The organism is Streptomyces sp. NPDC017056, assembly GCF_044332485.1.
In the GTDB taxonomy this organism is placed as follows: domain Bacteria; phylum Actinomycetota; class Actinomycetes; order Streptomycetales; family Streptomycetaceae; genus Streptomyces.
Map to the genome: position 1 here is coordinate 31776 of NZ_JBIRPD010000011.1, position 18508 is coordinate 50283.

Genomic DNA, 18508 nt, shown 5'->3' on the forward strand with positions numbered 1-18508 from the left:
CGCCGGCGGATCAGGCCGAGGCCAGCTCCTGCACCGCCGCGTGGGCCTCCATGCGCTCCGCCGCCAGCGCGGCGGCGGCCCGGTCGGACCGCGAGGTGGCGACCGCCAGGGCGCTGCCCGCCAGCATCCGGGCGCGCCGGTGCAGCCGGGGCGCGCGGGACGGGTCGCCGCCGCCGGTCGGCGCGGCACGCAGCGGGTACGCCCCGCCGCGCAGCCGCGTCACCTGGTCGGCGAGGCGCTCGGCTGCGTCGTCCAGCGCGGGATCGGGAACGGCGGTGCGCAGCTCGTCGGTGACGGTGAGCAGCGCGGTCAGGTGGCCGGCGAGCCGGATGTCCAGCTCCTCCGCGCGGGAGCGGTGCGGGACGTCCTGGTCGGCGGCCATGGAGTGGACCGACTTGGTGCGGATCGGTTCGTACATGGGACGGCCTCCTGGCAACACTCAACGGCTAGGAGACCATCCTAGCTTAGACACTGTCTAAAGTTGTGATCCGTACAGGCGCCGAGTCGGCGTGGCGTCGTCCCGCGCCGCGCTCAGTACTGCCCGTAGCCGTCCAGGAACGTGCCGATGCGGGTCACCGCGTCCGTCAGGTCGTCCTTGTTCGGCAGCGTGACCAGCCGGAAGTGGTCCGGCTCGGGCCAGTTGAAGCCCGTGCCGTGCACGATCATGATCTTCTCGGCGCGCAGCAGGTCCAGCACCATCTGCCGGTCGTCCTTGATCTTGTAGACCTTCGGATCCAGCCGGGGGAAGGCGTACAGCGCGCCCTTCGGCCTGGTGCAGGTGACGCCCGGAATCTGCGTCAGCAGGTCGTACGCGGTGTCCCGCTGCTCCAGCAGCCGGCCGCCCGGCAGCACCAGGTCGTTGATCGACTGGCGCCCGCCGAGTGCGGTGGCCACCGCGTGCTGCGCGGGCATGTTCGCGCACAGCCGCATGTTGGCGAGGATCGTCAGGCCCTCGATGTACGAGGCCGCGTGTGCCTTCGGGCCGCAGACCGCCATCCAGCCGCTGCGGTAGCCCGCCACCCGGTAGGACTTCGAGAGCCCGTTGAACGTCAGGGTCAGCAGGTCGGGGGCGAGCGAGGCGAACGGGGTGTGGGTGACGCCGTCGTAGAGGATCTTGTCGTAGATCTCGTCGGCGCAGACGATCAGGTTGTGCCGGCGGGCGATCTCGGCGATGCCGCGCAGCAGCTCGTCGTCGTACACCGCGCCCGTCGGGTTGTTCGGGTTGATGACGACGATGGCCTTGGTGCGGTCGGTGACCTTGCGCTCGATGTCGGCGAGGTCCGGCATCCAGTCCGCCTGCTCGTCGCAGCGGTAGTGCACGGCCGTACCGCCGGACAGCGAGACCGAGGCCGTCCACAGCGGGTAGTCGGGCGCCGGTACGAGGACCTCGTCGCCGTCGTCCAGCAGCGCCTGCATCGACATCTGGATCAGCTCGGACACGCCGTTGCCCAGGTAGATGTCGTCGACCGACAGCTCGATGCCCTTGGTCTGGTAGTGCTGCATCACCGCGCGCCGGGCGGACAGCAGGCCCTTCGCGTCGCCGTAGCCGTGCGCGGTGCCGACCGTGCGGAGGATGTCCTCCAGGATCTCCGGCGGGCACTCGAAGCCGAAGGCCGCCGGATTGCCGGTGTTCAGCTTGAGGATGCGGTGCCCCGCTGCTTCGAGCCGCATCGCCTCCTCAAGGACCGGACCCCGGATCTCGTAGCAGACGTTGGCGAGCTTCGTTGACTGGATCACCTGCATGCCAGCCACCTTACGGGCGCGTAACACGGGCTGCCTGGTGTTTTTGTTCACCTTGGGGGGACCGGCGGTGTGGGTTTGCTCACCCGCCGTCACGGCGTGCGCCGCCGCGCGCACCCGAGCGCCCGGCGTACGGAAGGGCTCGTACGGCGGGGCTCGCGCCCGCGCGCGTCGGCGGTACGCTCCGGGGCTGTGAGGGGACGATCACGGGGGGCGACACGGTGACAACGCAGCAACGGCTCGCACTGCTCAACGACGAGCCGGTGGACTCGGCCGGCACCGACCTGCTGGGAGCGGGCCGCGCCGCCCGGCAACTGGCCGGCCTGCTGGTCGACTCCCGGTCCTCCACCCCCTTCACACTCGCCGTCGACGCCGGGTGGGGCATGGGCAAGAGCAGCCTGATGCGCCTGGTGGACGCGGAGCTGGCGACGGCTCCCGAGGTGCACACCGTCTGGTACAACGCCTGGACCTCGACCGGCGCTGACGCACTGGAAGGGCTGATCAAGTCGGTGCTGATGCGCTTCGACCGCAGGCTGCTGCGGCGCGCGCTGCACCGGGTGTCCGAACAGCGGGCCCTGCTGCGTGCCCTGCGGGCGCTGGCGACCGTCGCGGCCGGTCCGCTCGGCGCCGCTGGGCTGGTCGACGAGCTGTGGAGCAGCCTGTCGGTCAACTCCCAGGCCCGTAACGAGATGCGCGACGCGATCCGCGACCTGGCCCAGGAGTGGGCCGGCAACGCGGCCTACTCGCCGCGCCGGATGCTCGTCGTCTTCATCGATGACCTGGACCGCTGCTCCGAGGAGACGGTGCTCGCGGTGTGCGAGGCGGTCAAGGTCTACCTGGACGTGCCGGGGCTGGCGTTCGTGATCGGCTGCGACCGGTCCGTGCTGGGGCCGAGCGGCCTGCTGCGCGACCTGTCACCCGCCGGCAGCGCCTTCATGGAGAAGATCTTCCAGACCAGCTACCGCATCCCGGTGGCCGACGGCCAGGGCGTACAGGAGTACATCAAGTGGTGCGCGCGCACCGTCGGTATCGAGGAACTCCTCGACGAGCCGCTGGTCGACCTGCTCGCCGAGCGCTCGGCCCGCAACCCGCGCCGCATCAAACGGCTGGTCAACGGCTTCGTCCTGGAGGCCACCCTGAACCCGATGTGGGCCGACCACCCGCCGGAGGCGGTGCTCCGCACGCTGCTGATCCAGTACTTCTACGCCGACTTCTACCGGATGATGACCAGCCCGCCGGGCGCCGACGAGGGCGATGTGATCGCGGACTTCTGCACGTACCGGCGGGTGCGGACGCTGCTGCGGACGGCGGAGCCCGTACCCGAGGCCGAACGGCCCCGGGTCGAAGCCTTCCTGGAGCGGCGCGACGTACCGCGCAGCCTGACCGACCCGGCCGCGACGCTGGAGCGGCTGGAACACGAACTGCCCACCGTCTTCCCCCGCATGGCCGCCGATGCCGCGTTCAACTCCCTGCTCGACGGCCTGCTCGGCCTGCCGCGCTCCGAGAAACTGGTGCGCAGGCTGCGCGAGGGCGCGCCGGCGCTGGTGGCGGTGGAGCGGCGGGAGGAGCCGGAGATCTTCGGCGGGGTGGTGCCGGGCGCGCGGACCGGTCTTCGCAGACGGTCCAGGGCCCGCTTCCCGGGCTTCGACCCGCAGGCGCCCCTCGTCGGCCGCACGATTCTCTGGGTCGACGACCGCCCCGAGAACAACACTTCGCTGGCCGCCTGGTTCCGCCGGGAAGGGGCGACCGTGGAGATCGCCGTGGACTCCGGGGCCGCCGACGCCGCCATCGCCGCCCGGATGCCGTCCCTGATCATCTCCGACATCGCCCGCGGCACGGACGACCGGGCCGGTTTCACGCATGTGGCGGCCCTGCGCCGGGAGGGGCGCTACACCGGCCCCGTCGTCTTCTTCGCCGGCCGGGTCACCCCCGCCCGTCAGGACACCGCCCGCGACCTGGGCGCACTGGGCGTGGCAGCCGACGCGGACGAGCTGATACGGCTGATCAGCGGCGCGTTCGCCGGACCGAGCGCCCCGCCAGTACGTCCGTACGCCGCCCGTCCTCGATGACGAAGCGGCCGTCGATCAGGACGTGCGGGATGCCCGTCGGCAGGGTGCGCGGCGCGTCGAAGGTGGACCCGGCGGCAACCGTGTCCGGGTCGAACAGCACCAGGTCGGCGCGGTAGCCCTCGCGGACCAGACCGCGGTCGGGCAGCCGCAGCCGGGCCGCGGCACGCCCGGTCAGGTGCGCGACGCACTCCTCCAGCGACAGCACGCCCAGCTCCCGCACGTACGTCCCCAGGTACTTCGGGAACGTGCCGTACGCGCGGGGGTGCGGCTTGTTGCCCTGGAGGATGCCGTCGCTGCCGCCGGTGTGCACCGGGTGGCGCATGATCTCCCGGACGTTCTCCTCGTGCCCGACGTGCTGGAGGATCGTCGAGCCGAGCCGGTCCTCGACCAGCAGGCGCCGGGCCGTCGTCCACGGCTCCTCGCCGCGCTCCAGCGCCGAGCGGGCGACCGTCTTGCCGACATGGGGCTCCAGCGCGGGGTTCGAGACGCCGGAGATCTCGATGGTGTCCCACTCGATCGGCACGCCGTGGCAGCCGTCCGCGCCCGTCACCTCCATGACGTGCCGGATGCGCTCCGCCGTCGCGTCGTCCCGCAGCCGCGCCAGGATCGCGTCGGGCCCGCCCTCGCTCGCCCAGCTCGGCAGCATCGCGACCAGCGTCGTGCAGCCGGGCGTGTACGGGTAGGTGTCCAGGGTGATGTCGGCGCCGGAGGCCAGCGCCCGGTCGAGGAGGGCGAGGAGTTCGGGGGCGCGGCCCTTGTTCACGCCGAAGTTCATGGTGGCGTGCGCGAGGTGCAGGGCGCAGCCCGCCTGGCGGGTGAGGCCGACCATCTCCTGGTACGCCTCCAGCGCGCCCGCGCCGTACGAGCGGTGGTGGGGGCAGTAGTAGCCGCCGTAGCGGGCCACGACCCGGCACAGTTCGGTGAGTTCGGCGTCGTCCGCGTACATGCCGGGGGTGTACGTCAGGCCGGAGGAGAGCCCGACGGCGCCCTGCTCCAGGCCCTCCGCGACCAGCTGCCGCATCCGGGCCAGCTCGCCGGGCGTGGCCGCGCGGTCCTCCCAGCCCAGCGCGAGCATCCGCACGGTGCCCTGCGGGACGAGGTACGCCGCGTTGACGGCGATGCCCTGGCCGCCGAAGCCGTGGTCGAGGCGGTCCAGGTACTCGCCGACCGTGCGCCAGTCGAAGTCGATGTCCGAGCCGTCCCCGTTCCAGCCGGTGATCTGCGCGCGGACCTCGGCGAGGGTGCGGTCGTCGACCGGCGCGTACGACAGGCCGTCCTGGCCGATCACTTCGAGGGTGACGCCCTGCGCCGCCTTCGCCTCGTGCGACGGGTCGCGCAGCAGCGCCAGGTCGCTGTGCGCGTGCATGTCGATGAAGCCGGGGGAGAGGGCCAGGCCCGCGCCGTCCACGACGCGTGCGGCGCCGGGGCGCGGCCCGGAGTCCGATTCCCGGCGGATCTCGGCGATCCGGCCGCCGTCGAGGGCGACGTCCGCCCTATAGGAGGGGGTGCCGGTGCCGTCGATGACGCGTACGTCGCGGACCACGGTGTCCATGACCGAACTGCCTTTCCTGTGAGCCGGGCCGCGCCGCGGCGGTGGCTGCACGACCCCGCGGCGGTGGCTGTGCGGCCCCGCTCCGGTGACGGGGGGACGCACCGGAGCGGGGCCGGGCGCGCCCGGGGGCGGGCGCGCCGGCCGGGGGCAGGGGGCTGCCCCCGGCGTTCGGTGCGGGACTCGGGGGTGGTCGCCCCGCGCCGAAGTCTCGCGGCCCTCAGGGGGCCGTGGGGACCGTCAGAAGAACGTGCGGACGTAGTCCACGACCGTGCCGTCCGCCTCGGCCACCGGGATCAGCTGCCACTTGTCGAAGGACGTGCACGGGTGCGACAGCCCCAGGCCGACCCAGTCGCCGACCTCCAGGTCGCCGGAGCGCTCCGTACGGACCCAGGCGTGCTGGTCGGAGAGCCCGGTGACGGTGACCCCCGCGGCGGGCCGCTCGGTGCCGTCCCGCCCGGACCGTACGACCTGGGCCTGCGGCAGGTCGAGGTCGTACGCCGCGTCGCGCTTGCCCGCGTTCAGGAACGCCTGCTCGGGGGACGGGCGCGAGACGACCTGCGCCCAGAGGCGGAAGGCGGGCTGGAGGGCGCCTTCGTCCGGGACGCGGTTGAAGGGGGTCAGCCGGCGGTAGTGGCCGTCGTCGTGGGAGACGTACGCGCCGGAGCGCAGCAGCTTCAGCAGCGGCCTGGACAGCTCGGGCGCCTCGTCGAAGACCTCGGCGACCGCGTCGAACCAGGCGCTGCCGCCCGCGCTGAGCACGATCTCGTCCAGGTCGGCGAAGCGCGCGGCCCGGTCGAAGGCCACGGTGAGGGAGAGGAGCCGGCGCAGCCAGGCGGTCACCCGTTCCGGCGTGGCGTCGGGCACCTCGCCCTCGTACCCGGCGATGCCGACCAGGCGCAGGGTGTCCACGCCCGCGAGGGCGTCGGCCAGTTCGACGCATTCGGCGTCGGTGCGGACGCCGGTACGGGCGCCCTCGCCGGCGGCCAGTTCGATGACCACGTCCAGCGGACGGGTCGCGCCCGCCTCGCGCAGGGCGGCGTCCATCAGCTCCACGCCGCGCAGCGAGTCGACGTAGCAGACGCAGCGGAAGCCGGGGTCGGCGTCCAGTTCGGCGGCCAGCCAGCGCAGCGCCGCGGCGTCGACGACCTCGTTGGCGAGGAAGATCCGCTGGATGCCGTAGGCGCGGTAGACGCGGGCCTGGTGGGGGACGGCGGCGGTGATGCCCCACGCGCCGCGGGCGAGCTGGCGGGCGAAGAGCTGCGGCGCCATCGAGGTCTTGCCGTGCGGCGCGAAGGCCAGGCCGTGCCGCTCGGTGTACGTCTCCATCAGCGCCAGGTTGTGTTCCAGCGACTCGGCGGACAGTGCGAGGACGGGCGTGGTGAAGCCGCCGGTGAAGAGGTTGCGCCGCTCGGCCGTCAGTTCGCCGACGGTACGCCCGGCGGCGTCCGGGGGAAGCCCCTTGAAGCGGTGGTCGACCCGTTCGTCCGCGAGGGTCTTCGCGTGCCGCTCGGCGGCCATGGGGCCTCCTCAAAAGTCCTTGTTGCACTACGTGCAACACCCATTGCGCATATCGCTCACTGCTGTCTAACATCCGAGCCATCGCCGGGTCAATGGTGCGTAACACGTCGCGGAACGGCTCAACACAGCCCGTACGCAAAGGAGTGCAGGAGATCGTGACCACGTCCAGCAACGCCGGCACCGGCGGCAGCGACGCCACGGACGGCACCACACACGCCCGGCCGGGCACCGACGTCGTCTGCCTCGGCGAAACCATGGTCACCTTCATGCCCGCCGGACCCGGGCGGCTCGCCGACGTCACCACCTTCGAGCGCGGCATCGGCGGCGCCGAGTCCAACGTCGCCTGCGCCCTCGCCCGCACCGGCCACCGCGCCCGCTGGATCTCCCGCGTCGGCACCGACGGCTTCGGCGACCACATCCGCGACGCCGTCGCCGCCTGCGGAGTGGACGTCACCCACGTCCAGCGCGACCCGGACCGCCCCACCGGCGTCTACTTCCGTACGGCCGGCGAACGCGCCACCGGTACGGAAACGGGCGCCGGCGAAGCCGAGGTGGCCTACTACCGCGCCGGATCCGCCGCCTCCGCCATGTCCCCCGGCCTCCTGGACGACCACGCCCTGCGCGACACCCGCGTCATCCACCTCAGCGGCATCACCGCGGCCCTCTCCGACAGCTGCCTCGACGTGCTGCGTACCCTCACCGCCCCCGCCCCCGGGCGCCCCCTCGTCTCCTTCGACGTCAACTACCGCGTCGGGCTGTGGCGCGACCGCACCGTACGCGGCCCCGGCCTCCTCCTCGACCTCGCCCGCCGCTGCGACCTGGTCTTCGTCGGCGAGGACGAGGCCGCGGCCGCCTGGGACCTGCACGGCCCCGGCGCCGTACGCGACGCGCTGCCCGAACCCGCCGTCCTCGTCGTCAAACAGGGCGCCGACGGCGCCACCGCGTACGCCCGCCAGGCCGACGGCAGCGACACGGTCACCACCGCCCCCGCCCTCGCCGTCGACGTCGTCGCACCCGTCGGCGCCGGCGACGCCTTCGCCGCCGGATTCCTCTCCGCCACCCTCCGCGACCTGCCCGTATTCGAACGCATCCGGCACGGTCACCTCATGGCCGCCGCCTCCCTCACCGTCCCGGGCGACCTCGGCACACCCCCGTCCCGCGGCCTCGCCGACCGCCTTGCGCGCCTCGACCCTGCCGACTGGGGGAGACTGCGACTCGGCCCCGGCTGGACGACCCACGGTGACGCACCCGACAACCCCAGCAGCGACACCGACAGCCACGGGGTGCACAACCCACGGGTGGAGGTCCGTACACCATGAGTCAGACAGTCGACCGCGCACTGAGCATCCTGCCGCTGCTGGCGGAAGGCCCCGCCAACCTGGAGCAGGTGGCCGGCCGCCTCGACGTACACAAGTCCACCGCCCTGCGGCTGCTGCGCACGCTCCACGAGCACGGCATGGTCTACCGCCAGAGCGACCAGCGCTACCGCCTCGGCGCCCGGCTCTTCGCGCTCGCCCAGCAGGCCGTGGAGAACCTGGACGTACGCGAGATCGCCCACCCGCACCTGACGAAGCTCAACGAGAAGTGCGGGCACACCGTGCACCTCGCGGTGTACGAGGAGAACGAGGTCCTCTACATCGACAAGGTCGAGAGCCGCTACCCGGTACGGATGTACTCGCGCATCGGCAAACCGGTCGCCATCACCGTCGCGGCCGTCGCCAAGCTGCTCCTCGCCGACCTGCCCGAGCCCGAGCGCCGCGCGCTCGCCGAAAAGCTCGACTACCCCCTCTACACGTCCCGTTCGACACCCAACGCGCAGGCATTCCTGGCCGAGCTCGCCAAGGTGCGCGAACAGGGCTGGGCCACCGACCTCGGCGGCCACGAGGAATCCATCAACTGCGTCGGGGCCCCCATCCGCGGCGCGGACGGCCGGCTCGTCGCCGCCATGTCGGTCTCCGCGCCGAATGTCGTCGTCACCGCCGAGGAACTCCTCACCCTGCTCCCGCTGGTACGCCGCACCGCGGACGCCATCAGCCGGGAGTACTCCGGCAACACCCCGCAGAAGGACCAGTAAGGAAGCCTGACCATGACCGAGAAGACCGCCCTCACCCCCGCCACCCACACCACCCCGCCCGCCAAGTTCTCCCACGGCGTGAAGAAGGGCAACATCCTCCAGGTCGCCGGCCAGGTCGGCTTCCTGTCCGCCGTCGAGGGCCAGGCCCCCACCCCGGCCGGCCCCACCCTGCGCGAGCAGACCCTCCAGACCTTCGCCAACGTCAAGGCGATCCTGGAGGAAGGCGGCGCGACCTGGGACGACGTCATGATGATGCGCGTCTACCTCACCGACGTCGACCACTTCGCCGAGATGAACGAGATCTACAACGCCTACTTCGAGGCCGAGGGCCTCAAGGAGGCGCCGGCCGCCCGTACGACCGTGTACGTCGGCCTCCCCAAGGGCCTGCTCATCGAGATCGACGCCCTCGCGGTACTGGGCTGACCGGGACCTCCCCTTGCCGTTACCGCCGCTGAACCCGCCGCACGGCACGGCGCCCCGAACGCCCGGGGCGCCGTGCCGCGGTCCCCCCTGCCTGGAACTTCCCTGTCTGACAACGGAGTCATCACATGGTCCACGCTGCCCTCGCCGCTGCCGCGGCCCCCGCCGCACCACCGGCCCCGCCCCACACCGGCGGCCTGCTCGCCCTCATACCGGGCACCCCCGGCCTCCTCACGGTCGCCGCCCTCGGCATCCTCCTGCTCCTCTTCCTCATCATCAAAGTCCGCCTCCAGCCCTTCGTAGCGCTACTGGGCGTCTCCATAGCCGTAGGTCTGGCAGCCGGCCTCTCCGTCACCGAACTCTTCGGCACCGTCCAGAAATCCGCCCTCCCCTCCCTCATCGAGAGCGGCATGGGCGGCATCCTCGGACACGTCGCCATCATCATCGGCCTGGGCACCATGCTCGGCGCGATCCTCGAAGTCTCCGGCGGGGCGGAAGTCCTGAGCGCGCGCCTGCTCGGCCTCTTCGGCGAACGCCGCGCCCCCCTCGCGATGGGCCTGACCGGCCTCATCTTCGGCATCCCGGTCTTCTTCGACGTAGGCATCTTCGTCCTCGCACCCATCGTCTACGCAGCGGCAAAGCGAAGCGGCAAGAGCATCCTCCTCTACTGCATGCCCCTCCTCGCCGGCCTCTCCATGACCCACGCGTTCCTGCCGCCCCACCCCGGCCCGGTAGCCGCCGCCGGCCTCTTCAAGGTGGACCTGGGCTGGATCACCCTCATGGGCATCGCCTGCGGCATCCCCGCCGTCCTGGCCGCCTGGGCCTACGCCGCGTGGATCGGCAAGCGCCTGTTCGTCCCCGTACCGCAGGACATGGTCGAGGCCGCGGAGGAGGCCCGGGCGGCAGTGACCGCCGAACAGACCGCGGCAGGCGTACAACCCCACGAAAAGCCGGCCGCCCTGGGCACCGTCCTCACCATCATCGGCACCCCCCTCGTCCTCATCCTCCTCGCCACCTTCTCCTCGATCGCCCTGGCCCCCTCCACCCTCCGCTCGGTCGTCGAATTCTTCGGCAACCCCTTCGTGGCCCTGACGATCGCCCTGCTCCTCGCCTACTACCTCCTCGGCATCCGCCGCGGCTGGTCACGCAAGTCCCTGGAGACGGTCTCCACCGCGTCCCTCAAGCCGGTCGGCAACATCCTGCTGGTGGTGGGCGCGGGCGGCATCTTCGGCGCCGTCCTCAAGGGCAGCGGCGTCGCCGACGCCCTCTCGGACACCTTCCAGAACGTCGGCCTGCCCGTCATCCTGCTCGCCTGGCTGGTGTCCGTAGTCCTTCGCGTAGCCCAGGGCTCGGCAACCGTGGCCATCGTCACCACCGCCGGCATCGTCCTCCCCCTGATCGACGGCCAGCACCTCTCCCAGCCCCACCTCGCCCTGATCATCATGGCCATCTCGGCCGGCTCGATCTTCGCCTCCCACGTCAACGACGGCGGCTTCTGGATGGTCGCCAAGTACTTCGGCATCTCCGAACGCGACACGTTGAAGTCGTGGACGGTCCTGGAAACGGTCCTGTCGGTGGTGGGATTCGCGGTGGCTGCGCTGATGAGCACGGTGATCTGACGGCCGTAGTCCGGCGCCCCCTCACCTCAAGGACCTCAGTACGTCGACCTCGCAACCCGGCGCGAACGGGTCGAAGCCGTGCTCGACCAACCAGCGGACCCCCAACAGGCCGCGCACCGACCACCACGCCCGGATCACGTCGAGGTCGACGTCGGAGCCATAGCCGGCGACGACGTCACCGAGGTGCTTCTCGTGCCCGAGCGTCAAGGTGGCGAGGTCGAACAGGGCATCCCCCCGGCCCGCCTCGGACCAGTCGATGACGCCGGTGACCTCCTCGCCCTCAACGAACACGTGAGCGATCTGCAGGTCGCCATGCGTGAACGCCGGCGTCCACGGCCGGAACACCGCCTCGGCGACCTGGCGGCTGCGGGTGACCAGGCCGGCGGGCAGAACGCCGTTCGCCACAAGCCACTCGCACTCACCGTCGAGCTCCGCCGCCAACTCGTCCAGACCCCGGCCGGCCCTGCCGGTCCGGGGCGGCAACGGCGCCCGGTGCAACTGCCCGACGGCCGCACCCGCCGCGGCCCACGCCGCCGGTGACGCGGCCGACGGCACGCCGAGCCGCCCGAGCGCCGCCCCCGGGACCGCGGCGATCGCCAGCACGGGCGGCTTGCGCCACAACACCTCCGGCGTCGGAACCGGCGCCAGAGCCATCGCCTCGACCTCGGCGTCGATACGCGCCTGATCGGTATCCACCTTCAAAAACACGTCACCGACACGCAGGGTCGCACGCTCGGAATGAGCGACGACGACTTCGACTTCATCCATGGACGACAAGTACCCCGACACGATCACCGGCGTCGCCGGATTTACCGCGCGCGTGCGGACCCTTGTCGCCGCCCGCGTACGGAACCTGACTGTCCCGCGAGTACCGTGTGCGCTCGTTCGTCAGAGTCGCCGAAGGTCGTGGCCGTGCACCCACGGGCTTGGGCCACACGCTGCTGGAACAAGAGACGCAACCCGTCATCATGAGCGAGCCTGCACCAAGTGTGTACCAGGCAGATCGATGCCCTGCTTCCCGCCTGGGCGCGCAGCGACTCGACAAGCGCCGAGAACTGCGGCCGGGTGTCGCCGAGCGCGTCGTCTCCCCGGTCGACCCACAGGCCCGCGACCTGCCAGCCGTGGCGGTCGGCGTAGTTGACGCAGCCGGAAAGCCGCAGATCGAGGATGGCGCTGGACCGCGTTGCGTTGCGGTCGTAGATGAAGACGAGCGGAGGTGTGGTGGCTGTGTTCACTCGACCAGGTTCGTGCTCGCTGGCTCGGCATTCGATATCCAGTCGGTAATCTCACGGTGGGATGACTTTCCATCCCACCGTGAGCCCGAGGGGCGATGACGGCGACGGTGCCGGTCGAACTGCCGGAGTGGGCTTGGCAGCACCCGGACATGCGACAGGCATTGCGTTCCCGGGACGTCGGCGCCGTGTTCCGCCACGTGCAGCACTACGGTGGCGCCAGCCAAGCCCGTATCGCCATGGCGGTGGGCATGACGCAGGCCCGCGTCAACGAGGTCATCAACGGGCGCCGGGTAGTGGTACGCCTCGACGTGTTCGAGCGGGTTGCCGAGGGGCTGTGCATGCCCGATGATGCGCGGCACCTTCTCGGGTTGGCCGCCGGACGCGAACGCCGTGGGGGCGGCCCGGCCTTCGAGCTGGCATCGTTCCCCGAAGTGGTCCGCGTTTACCAGACACAGTCGTCAGCGGCGCAGGACATCCGCGAGCAGGCCCGCACCGCCGCGGAATGGGACGTGCTTGCCGTGCGTGGGCTCGGTCTGATCGGGCTGAACGACTCGTTGCTACGTCCCGCTCTGACACGGCCACAGCGAGCGGCACCGTGAGTACGAGTACTCCTCCTTGACCCCGGGACGCCTGCTCTGGCACATCGGGCGACTGAGATCGGGGAATCGGCAGATTCGCTGGCCAGTGGGGTACGGCTTACCGAGGCGCGGCTACGGGAACTCGGAGCCGAGGGCGACGTAACGGTGTACCGGTACAGAACCCTGCCCACATGGCGTGTCATCCGACTCGGCTCCACCATGTTCGTGTCTGCTTTCGACGTTGGCTGGGAAGGGCACGAGTCCGCGACGTACAAGGTGCTGGAGACGCCGCACGGGCCGCTGTTCCGTGGGTTCCGGCGCATGCTGGACGCGATCGTGGCGGATGGCGAACGTACGGTGTGACGACTGGAGGCGGGGCGTGATCGAAGCCGAGATCAAAGCGCGCGTACGTGAACCGGAGGTGTTGCGGGAGCGGTTGGAGTCGCTGGCCGTCGGCCGTGACGAGGTGTACCGGGACGCGTATTTCGACACGTCGGGCGCGGCGTTGGAGGCGGGTGACCGCGAATTGCGGCTTCGGACCGTGTACGGCGTGGACGGTGCGCGGTCCCTGCTGACGTACAAAGGAGCGCGGGTCGACGAATCGTCGGGTTCCAAGCCCGAGTTCGAGACGAGCGTCGGTCATCCGGAGGCCGTCCGGGCCCTGCTCGGCGGGCTCGGATATGTGGAGGCGATCGCTTTCGAGAAGCACTGCCGCAATTACGAGTTTGCCGCCCGGGGCCGATCGATGCTCGCCACGCTCGTTCGGGTTCCGGACATCGGTGGGACGTATATCGAGCTGGAAACCCAGGTGCCGGGGGAGGAGGGATTGCGGTCGGCTTTGGAAGATCTGCGCGGGGTGCTCGGCGAGCTGGGGGTTGCAGAAGACGACCTGACCAGCGAGATGTACACCGAAGCCGTGCGGGCGGGGCGCGCCGGAAGGGTGTGACCGGGCTTCATGGTCTGAGACTGACCGCGCCCGCCCCGGCTTCCGGTTCGCGGCTCCTCCGGAGCCGGTGCTCCGGAGGTGCCGCGCGCCGCACCGGTCAAGCGTCGGGGTTCTTGCCCTCTGCTGTTTTCTTGATGCGGTCGATCTGGAGTTTGGCGAAGGCGGCGTAGGGCTCGTTTGCTGTGAGGTCTGCGGACTGGAGGCGGACCACGACGCCGCCCAGGCGTAGGGCGATCTCGGTGTGCTTGCCGGTGTAGGCGTCCGTTTCCTCCGCGCCTGCGGAGATGTCCAACGGCTTCGCGTCGGCGCCGGCCTTGCGGCGGGCCTCCTTGGTCAGCCCCTTCATGGCGACCTGCGCGTCCTCGGGGGATTTGAAGGAGAAGAGGGAGAAGTAGAGGTGGCCTTGCTTTCCTTCCGCGTCCTGTTCGGTCTTGAAGAAATAGGTCGAGCCGTAGCTGACGAAGCCGCCGCAGTTCGTTTCGGTTTCGTCCTGGCATTTGCGCAGGGCGTCGGTGGGGGAAACGGACCTCGGGAGTCTGCCCTTCCAGCCCTGGGGTGCGCTGGACTTGCTCACGAGTGCGGTGCGCACCTGGTCGGCGGCCAGCACGAGTGGTGCTTTCGGTTTTTCCCCGCCGGAAGTCCCGGTGTTGCCACCGGTGTCGCCGCTGCCGCTGCCGCATGCCGTCAGTGTCGCGGCGAGCAGGGCTCCGGCCGCGATCCCCCGTACCGATTTGTACACGTACGTTCCCTCTCGTTGATCAATTGACATGTACCCAAGCGCATGGGCATGTCATTTGCCAACTCCTTACGGCACGCGGACGGCCGGGGCCCGCGCCGTGGCGGGCCCCGGCCGCGTGGGCGGTCACCTCACCCGGTCTTGCAGTACTGCGCCTCCTTGCCGATCGAGCGGTACATGCAGTCGCTGTTCTCCAGGAGCTGGAGGACGGCGTCGCGGTTGCGGGACGTTTCGCGGGCGATGACGGAGTCCCGGGGGTAGAAGCCGCCCTGGCCCGCCGAGGACGGGTACATCTCGAAGGTGTAGGCGAAGATCTTCTGGTCGCCCCAGAGCCAGTCGTCGATGGAACCGTCGGTGATGTAGAGGTCGCTGGACTGTTCGGGGGTGTAGCCGTTGCTGGCGGCCATGGATTTGCCGACGGCGGCGAAGGCGTCGCGGTCGTCTTGGGTCATGCCGGGGGCGGTGTCGTTGTAGGTGTAGCCGAAGGGCCACAGGACCAGTTCGCTGTACGTGTGGAAGTCGATGGCGGTCTTGATCTGCTGTTTGCCGCCGACGACGCGGCTGCGCACGAAGTTGGAGACGACCTTGACCTCGGGGGCCGAGGCGGCGGAGGGGCCGCGGTAGGTCTCGGAGCCGGTGCTGCCCGAGGAGCCGCCGCAGCAGCCCCACTTGTAGTCCCAGTTGCGGTTCAGGTCGGTGCCGACGTTGGCGGAGCCGGCGTTGGGCTGGCGGTTCTTGCGCCAGCTGCGGAAGGAGCCGGTGGCGATGTCGTACGCGCCGCCGTCCGGGTTCACGTCCGGGATGACCCAGATCTCGCGGGAGTCGAGCATCTTGGTGACGCGCGGGTCGCTGCCGTACTTGGACGTGTAGTCGTTGAGCAGGTAGAGGGCCATCTCCACGGTGAGGTGTTCGCGCGCGTGCTGGTGGGCGGTGAAGAGGACCTCGGGCTCGTTCTCGTCCTGGGCGACGTTCTTGCTGAGCTTGAGGGCGAGGATGTCCCGGCCCTGGTAGGTCTTGCCGATGACCTGCTTGCTCAGGATGGCGGGGTATTTGGCCACCAGTCCGTTGATCTCGGCCGTGGCCTCTGCGTAGTTGTGGTAGTTGCCGTAGCCGGAGGGGAAGTCCTTGACGCGTTCGCCGGTGCCCGACGGGGGCGCGGGCAGGGCCCGCAGCCGGTAGCCGAGCTTGCGTACGAGGGCGGCCTGCGCGGCGTCGGCGGTGATGACGACGGTGCGGCCGTGCACCTCGTCGATGGACACGCCCGTCGAGGCGAGGGCGCTGCGCTGGGCGGCGGTGGCGGGCCCGGTGATCTCGTACTGGCGCGATGTCGCGGTGTCCGCGGCCGCTGTGCCGACGGCGGCCTGCTGCGGGGTGTGCTGTCGAGGGGAGTCCTCGGCCCGGGCGGCGAGGGGTGCGGCCAGGGCGAGGGAGACGAGCGCGGTGAGGACGGTGGTCCGTCTGCCGCGTGAGCGTGGTCGCATGCGGTCTCCTCCGTGGGGGTGTGAGGCGAACGACGGCGACAGCGTTGTGCGTTGGCATGGCTCGGTCAATGGCTCGCGGTGACGGAAACCCGCCAACTTTTCCCCGGTTCTCGCAACATCGTTGCCACCCGCCCCTCCCGCACCAACAATGCGCACGACAAGTCCGGCGCAGCCCGGACTCATACCTTGAGGGGACCCCCACATGAACAGACCTCTCGCCGCCGCCCTGGCCACGGCCGTCCTGGGCGCCACCGCGCTGGCCGGCGCCGCCGGCACGGCCACCGCGGCCACCCCGCAGGACGCGGCCCCGGGTGCGGCCCGGACCGCGGCGGTGGCCGACGGCGCGCTCATAGCGCCCGCCAAGGCGCCCAAGGCCAAGGCCGTGAACTTCGCCGGTACGGTGGCGCTCAGCAACTGCTCCGGTTCGATCGTCCGGATGCCCACTTCGACCGACAACGACCCCGCGCTGGTCATGTCCAACGGGCACTGCCTGGAGTCCGGCATGCCCGACCCGGGCGAGGTCGTCGTCGACCAGCCCTCCAGCCGCAGCTTCACCGTGCTCAGCGCCTCGGCGGGCAACCTCGGCACGGTCCGTGCCACCAAGGTCGCGTACGCCACCATGACCGACACCGACGTGTCGTTCTACGAACTCTCCTCCACCTACGCCCAGATCAAGCAGCGCTACGGCATCAAGGCGCTGGACATCGCCACCACCCACCCGGCCAAGGGTTCCGCGATCACCGTGGTGTCCGGGTACTGGAAGAAGACCTACTCCTGCAACATCGACGGGTTCGTCCCGCAGTTGAAGGAGGGCGGCTACGTGATGAAGGACTCGGTCCGCTACACCGCCGCGTGCAAGACGATCGGCGGTACGTCCGGCTCGCCGGTGATCGACGTCGCCTCCGGCAAGGTCGCCGCCATCAACAACACGGGCAACGAGGACGGCGGTCGCTGCACGATGAACAACCCGTGCGAGATCGACGAGAACGGCAAGGTCACGGTCCGCAAGGGCATCAACTACGCGCAGCAGGTCTACGCGATCCCCAAGTGCTTCGGCACCGGCAACAAGCTGGACCTGGGGCGGGCGGGGTGCGTGCTGCCCAAGCCGTGACGCCTCGGCGCCGGGCCCGGTGACCCGTCCGGGTCAGGTTTCCCGCCGGGCCCGGTTTTCCGCCGGGTGTGAAGGGGCCGCGCGTCGTCGCGCGGCCCCTGGTCGGAGCCCGTGCGGAATCCGGCGTTCCGCGGACGCGGCGGTGGCGTACGCCGGTCCGCGAGGGAAAGGAGATGCCAAGGCGTACGCCCAGTACCCCAGAACGTGTTCTCCGGGGCGTAACTCGCCGATATGGTGCTGAGCCAACAGCAGTGCCGACAGCGCCAACAGTGCCGACAGCGCCAGCAGCGCAGTGGGAGACGCGACGTGCCGACCGCGATTGCAGTCACCAGCGCCGACCTCGCGCTGCCCGCCACCGACCGGCACACCCCGGCCGCCGTGGTCGTACGGGCCCCGCACGCCCAGCCGCTGGACGACGCGCTCACCGAACTGGGCGCGGTACTGGAACACCACGGCCACCTCGTCGCGCTGTACTCCACCGCGTGCCCGCCCGACCACGTCCGGCGGCTGCACACCCTGCGCGCGGTCCTGGAGACCGACCGCTTCGCGATCCTGCCGATGGACCTGCCGCCGCTGGGCCTGGCCGTACTCGCCCACCAGCTCCGGCAGTTGTCGCTGTGCGACTTCAGCCCGGGACTGCTGGCCTGCGCCGCCCGCCTGCTCGCCCACTACGTGCACGCGGGCGCCCTGCTGGGCAGCGTGGCACGGCTGGACCGGGTCGAGACGGACCTGCGCAACCACCTGCGCTCGTGGGTGCCCGGCACGCACTTCGCGGTGCTCGCCAACCCGGAGCCGCAGCTCGTCCGCCTCGACCGGCACGCCGATCGGGCCGCCGAGTGCGGCCTGCGGGCGCCCGGCTTCGCCACCCGGCTCGCGCGGGCCGGCGGCCGGCTGTCCGGCGAGTGGGTCGAGGGCGTCCTCGTGCCGTCCTGGCAGGTGCAGGGGGCGTACGAGGTACCGCTGCCCGCCGAGTCGGCGGCGTGGTGGGGCACGCCCAAACTGGTCGAGTTCGCGGCGGCCATACCGGACCTCTCGGTGCTCTACCAGCTCGTGGCGTCCGTACGGAGAGAGGAGTGCCGCTGGTGCGGTCTCGAACTCATCGGCGACCGGTGCGCGTTCTGCGCCGCCCCGTCGGCCGCCGCGGCGCCGGGCGCGACGGACGGTACGGGCGGCGGACGGCGGCCGAACGGGGCCGCGCGGTCCCTCACCGCGCCGGCCGCACCGGCCGCTGCCGACGCCTCACCGGCCTCTTCCCTGCTGCGGCGCCGCGGCCTGGCGCCGGTGTCACCGGGCGGCGTACCAGGACCGGAGCCGGGCCCGCGCCGTGCGGTACGGGTGCGCTGAGACCGCTCCCACCGGCCCGTCCGGGAGTACGCGCCCGCCCGCGACCGTACCGCCAGGCCCCTGCCCGCCCCGTCCCCATCGAGGT

18 protein-coding genes are annotated in these 18508 nt (G+C 71.1%); 10 read left to right on the plus strand and 8 right to left on the minus strand.

Going from position 1 to position 18508, the window contains the following annotated elements; translation table 11 throughout:
* Positions 1-10: 10 nt before the first annotated feature.
* Entirely contained in the window at positions 11-418 is a 408-nt protein-coding gene (locus ACH4OW_RS21020; protein WP_360127443.1) for a hypothetical protein, read from the minus strand.
* A 113-nt stretch (positions 419-531) separates the two neighbouring features.
* Entirely contained in the window at positions 532-1743 is a 1212-nt protein-coding gene (locus ACH4OW_RS21025) for a pyridoxal phosphate-dependent aminotransferase (RefSeq protein WP_360127446.1), read from the minus strand.
* Positions 1744-1961: 218 nt separating this feature from the next.
* Between ACH4OW_RS21025 and ACH4OW_RS21030 the strand changes: the two genes are divergently transcribed.
* On the plus strand, positions 1962-3809 hold the full coding sequence (locus ACH4OW_RS21030; RefSeq protein ID WP_398029544.1) for a P-loop NTPase fold protein: 1848 nt from the start codon (positions 1962-1964) through the stop codon (positions 3807-3809).
* Here ACH4OW_RS21030 and ACH4OW_RS21035 read toward each other — a convergent pair.
* Positions 3745-5361 (minus strand): amidohydrolase family protein, encoded by a 1617-nt coding sequence (locus tag ACH4OW_RS21035; protein ID WP_398029546.1) that lies wholly within the window; start codon positions 5359-5361, stop codon positions 3745-3747. The genes ACH4OW_RS21030 and ACH4OW_RS21035 overlap by 65 nt on opposite strands.
* A 237-nt stretch (positions 5362-5598) precedes the next feature.
* A complete protein-coding gene (locus tag ACH4OW_RS21040; protein WP_398029548.1) occupies positions 5599-6879 on the minus strand; it encodes an amino acid deaminase in 1281 nt (426 codons plus the stop codon).
* Between the two features lie 254 nt (positions 6880-7133).
* On the opposite strand from ACH4OW_RS21040, the gene ACH4OW_RS21045 reads away from it, so the two are divergent.
* The 4 genes from ACH4OW_RS21045 to ACH4OW_RS21060 all read left to right on the plus strand — a co-directional run bounded on the left by ACH4OW_RS21045 (position 7134) and on the right by ACH4OW_RS21060 (position 10992).
* Positions 7134-8198: a sugar kinase gene (locus ACH4OW_RS21045; RefSeq protein WP_398029768.1), complete on the plus strand. Its 1065-nt coding sequence runs from the start codon at positions 7134-7136 to the stop codon at positions 8196-8198.
* On the plus strand, positions 8195-8953 hold the full coding sequence (locus ACH4OW_RS21050; protein ID WP_360127461.1) for an IclR family transcriptional regulator: 759 nt from the start codon (positions 8195-8197) through the stop codon (positions 8951-8953). The genes ACH4OW_RS21045 and ACH4OW_RS21050 overlap by 4 nt, the downstream gene beginning before the upstream one ends.
* A 12-nt stretch (positions 8954-8965) precedes the next feature.
* Positions 8966-9376, plus strand: a complete 411-nt coding sequence (locus ACH4OW_RS21055; RefSeq protein WP_398029550.1) for a RidA family protein — start codon at positions 8966-8968, stop codon at positions 9374-9376.
* A gap of 125 nt (positions 9377-9501) precedes the next feature.
* The gene (locus ACH4OW_RS21060) at positions 9502-10992 is read left to right on the plus strand and encodes a GntP family permease (protein WP_398029552.1); all 1491 of its coding nucleotides are present in this window, start codon (positions 9502-9504) and stop codon (positions 10990-10992) included.
* A 21-nt stretch (positions 10993-11013) separates the two neighbouring features.
* On the opposite strand, the gene ACH4OW_RS21065 is transcribed toward ACH4OW_RS21060, so the two are convergent.
* Positions 11014-11760: a phosphotransferase family protein gene (locus ACH4OW_RS21065; RefSeq protein WP_398029554.1), complete on the minus strand. Its 747-nt coding sequence runs from the start codon at positions 11758-11760 to the stop codon at positions 11014-11016.
* Between the two features lie 41 nt (positions 11761-11801).
* A complete protein-coding gene (locus ACH4OW_RS21070; protein ID WP_398029556.1) occupies positions 11802-12227 on the minus strand; it encodes a hypothetical protein in 426 nt (141 codons plus the stop codon).
* A gap of 95 nt (positions 12228-12322) precedes the next feature.
* Here ACH4OW_RS21070 and ACH4OW_RS21075 point away from each other — a divergent pair, with 95 nt between their 5' ends.
* From ACH4OW_RS21075 to cyaB, 3 genes are all read left to right on the plus strand, one after another.
* Positions 12323-12826: a helix-turn-helix domain-containing protein gene (locus tag ACH4OW_RS21075; RefSeq protein WP_398029558.1), complete on the plus strand. Its 504-nt coding sequence runs from the start codon at positions 12323-12325 to the stop codon at positions 12824-12826.
* A gap of 204 nt (positions 12827-13030) precedes the next feature.
* Entirely contained in the window at positions 13031-13168 is a 138-nt protein-coding gene (locus ACH4OW_RS21080; RefSeq protein ID WP_398029560.1) for a hypothetical protein, read from the plus strand.
* A gap of 16 nt (positions 13169-13184) precedes the next feature.
* A complete protein-coding gene (gene cyaB / locus ACH4OW_RS21085) occupies positions 13185-13751 on the plus strand; it encodes a class IV adenylate cyclase (RefSeq protein WP_398029562.1) in 567 nt (188 codons plus the stop codon).
* A gap of 97 nt (positions 13752-13848) precedes the next feature.
* On the opposite strand, the gene ACH4OW_RS21090 is transcribed toward cyaB, so the two are convergent.
* Positions 13849-14490: a hypothetical protein gene (locus ACH4OW_RS21090; RefSeq protein WP_398029564.1), complete on the minus strand. Its 642-nt coding sequence runs from the start codon at positions 14488-14490 to the stop codon at positions 13849-13851.
* Positions 14491-14618: 128 nt separating this feature from the next.
* The gene (locus ACH4OW_RS21095) at positions 14619-15968 is read right to left on the minus strand and encodes a M14 family metallopeptidase (RefSeq protein WP_398029566.1); all 1350 of its coding nucleotides are present in this window, start codon (positions 15966-15968) and stop codon (positions 14619-14621) included.
* A 202-nt stretch (positions 15969-16170) separates the two neighbouring features.
* Between ACH4OW_RS21095 and ACH4OW_RS21100 the strand changes: the two genes are divergently transcribed.
* Both ACH4OW_RS21100 and ACH4OW_RS21105 read left to right on the plus strand, forming a co-directional pair.
* Positions 16171-17079 carry a serine protease gene (locus ACH4OW_RS21100; RefSeq protein WP_398029568.1) on the plus strand — a complete coding sequence of 303 codons (909 nt, stop codon included), beginning with the start codon at positions 16171-16173 and terminating at the stop codon, positions 17077-17079.
* Between the two features lie 306 nt (positions 17080-17385).
* Complete coding sequence (locus ACH4OW_RS21105) at positions 17386-18423, plus strand: hypothetical protein (protein WP_398029570.1); 1038 nt, start codon at positions 17386-17388, stop codon at positions 18421-18423.
* Positions 18424-18508: the final 85 nt, after the last annotated feature.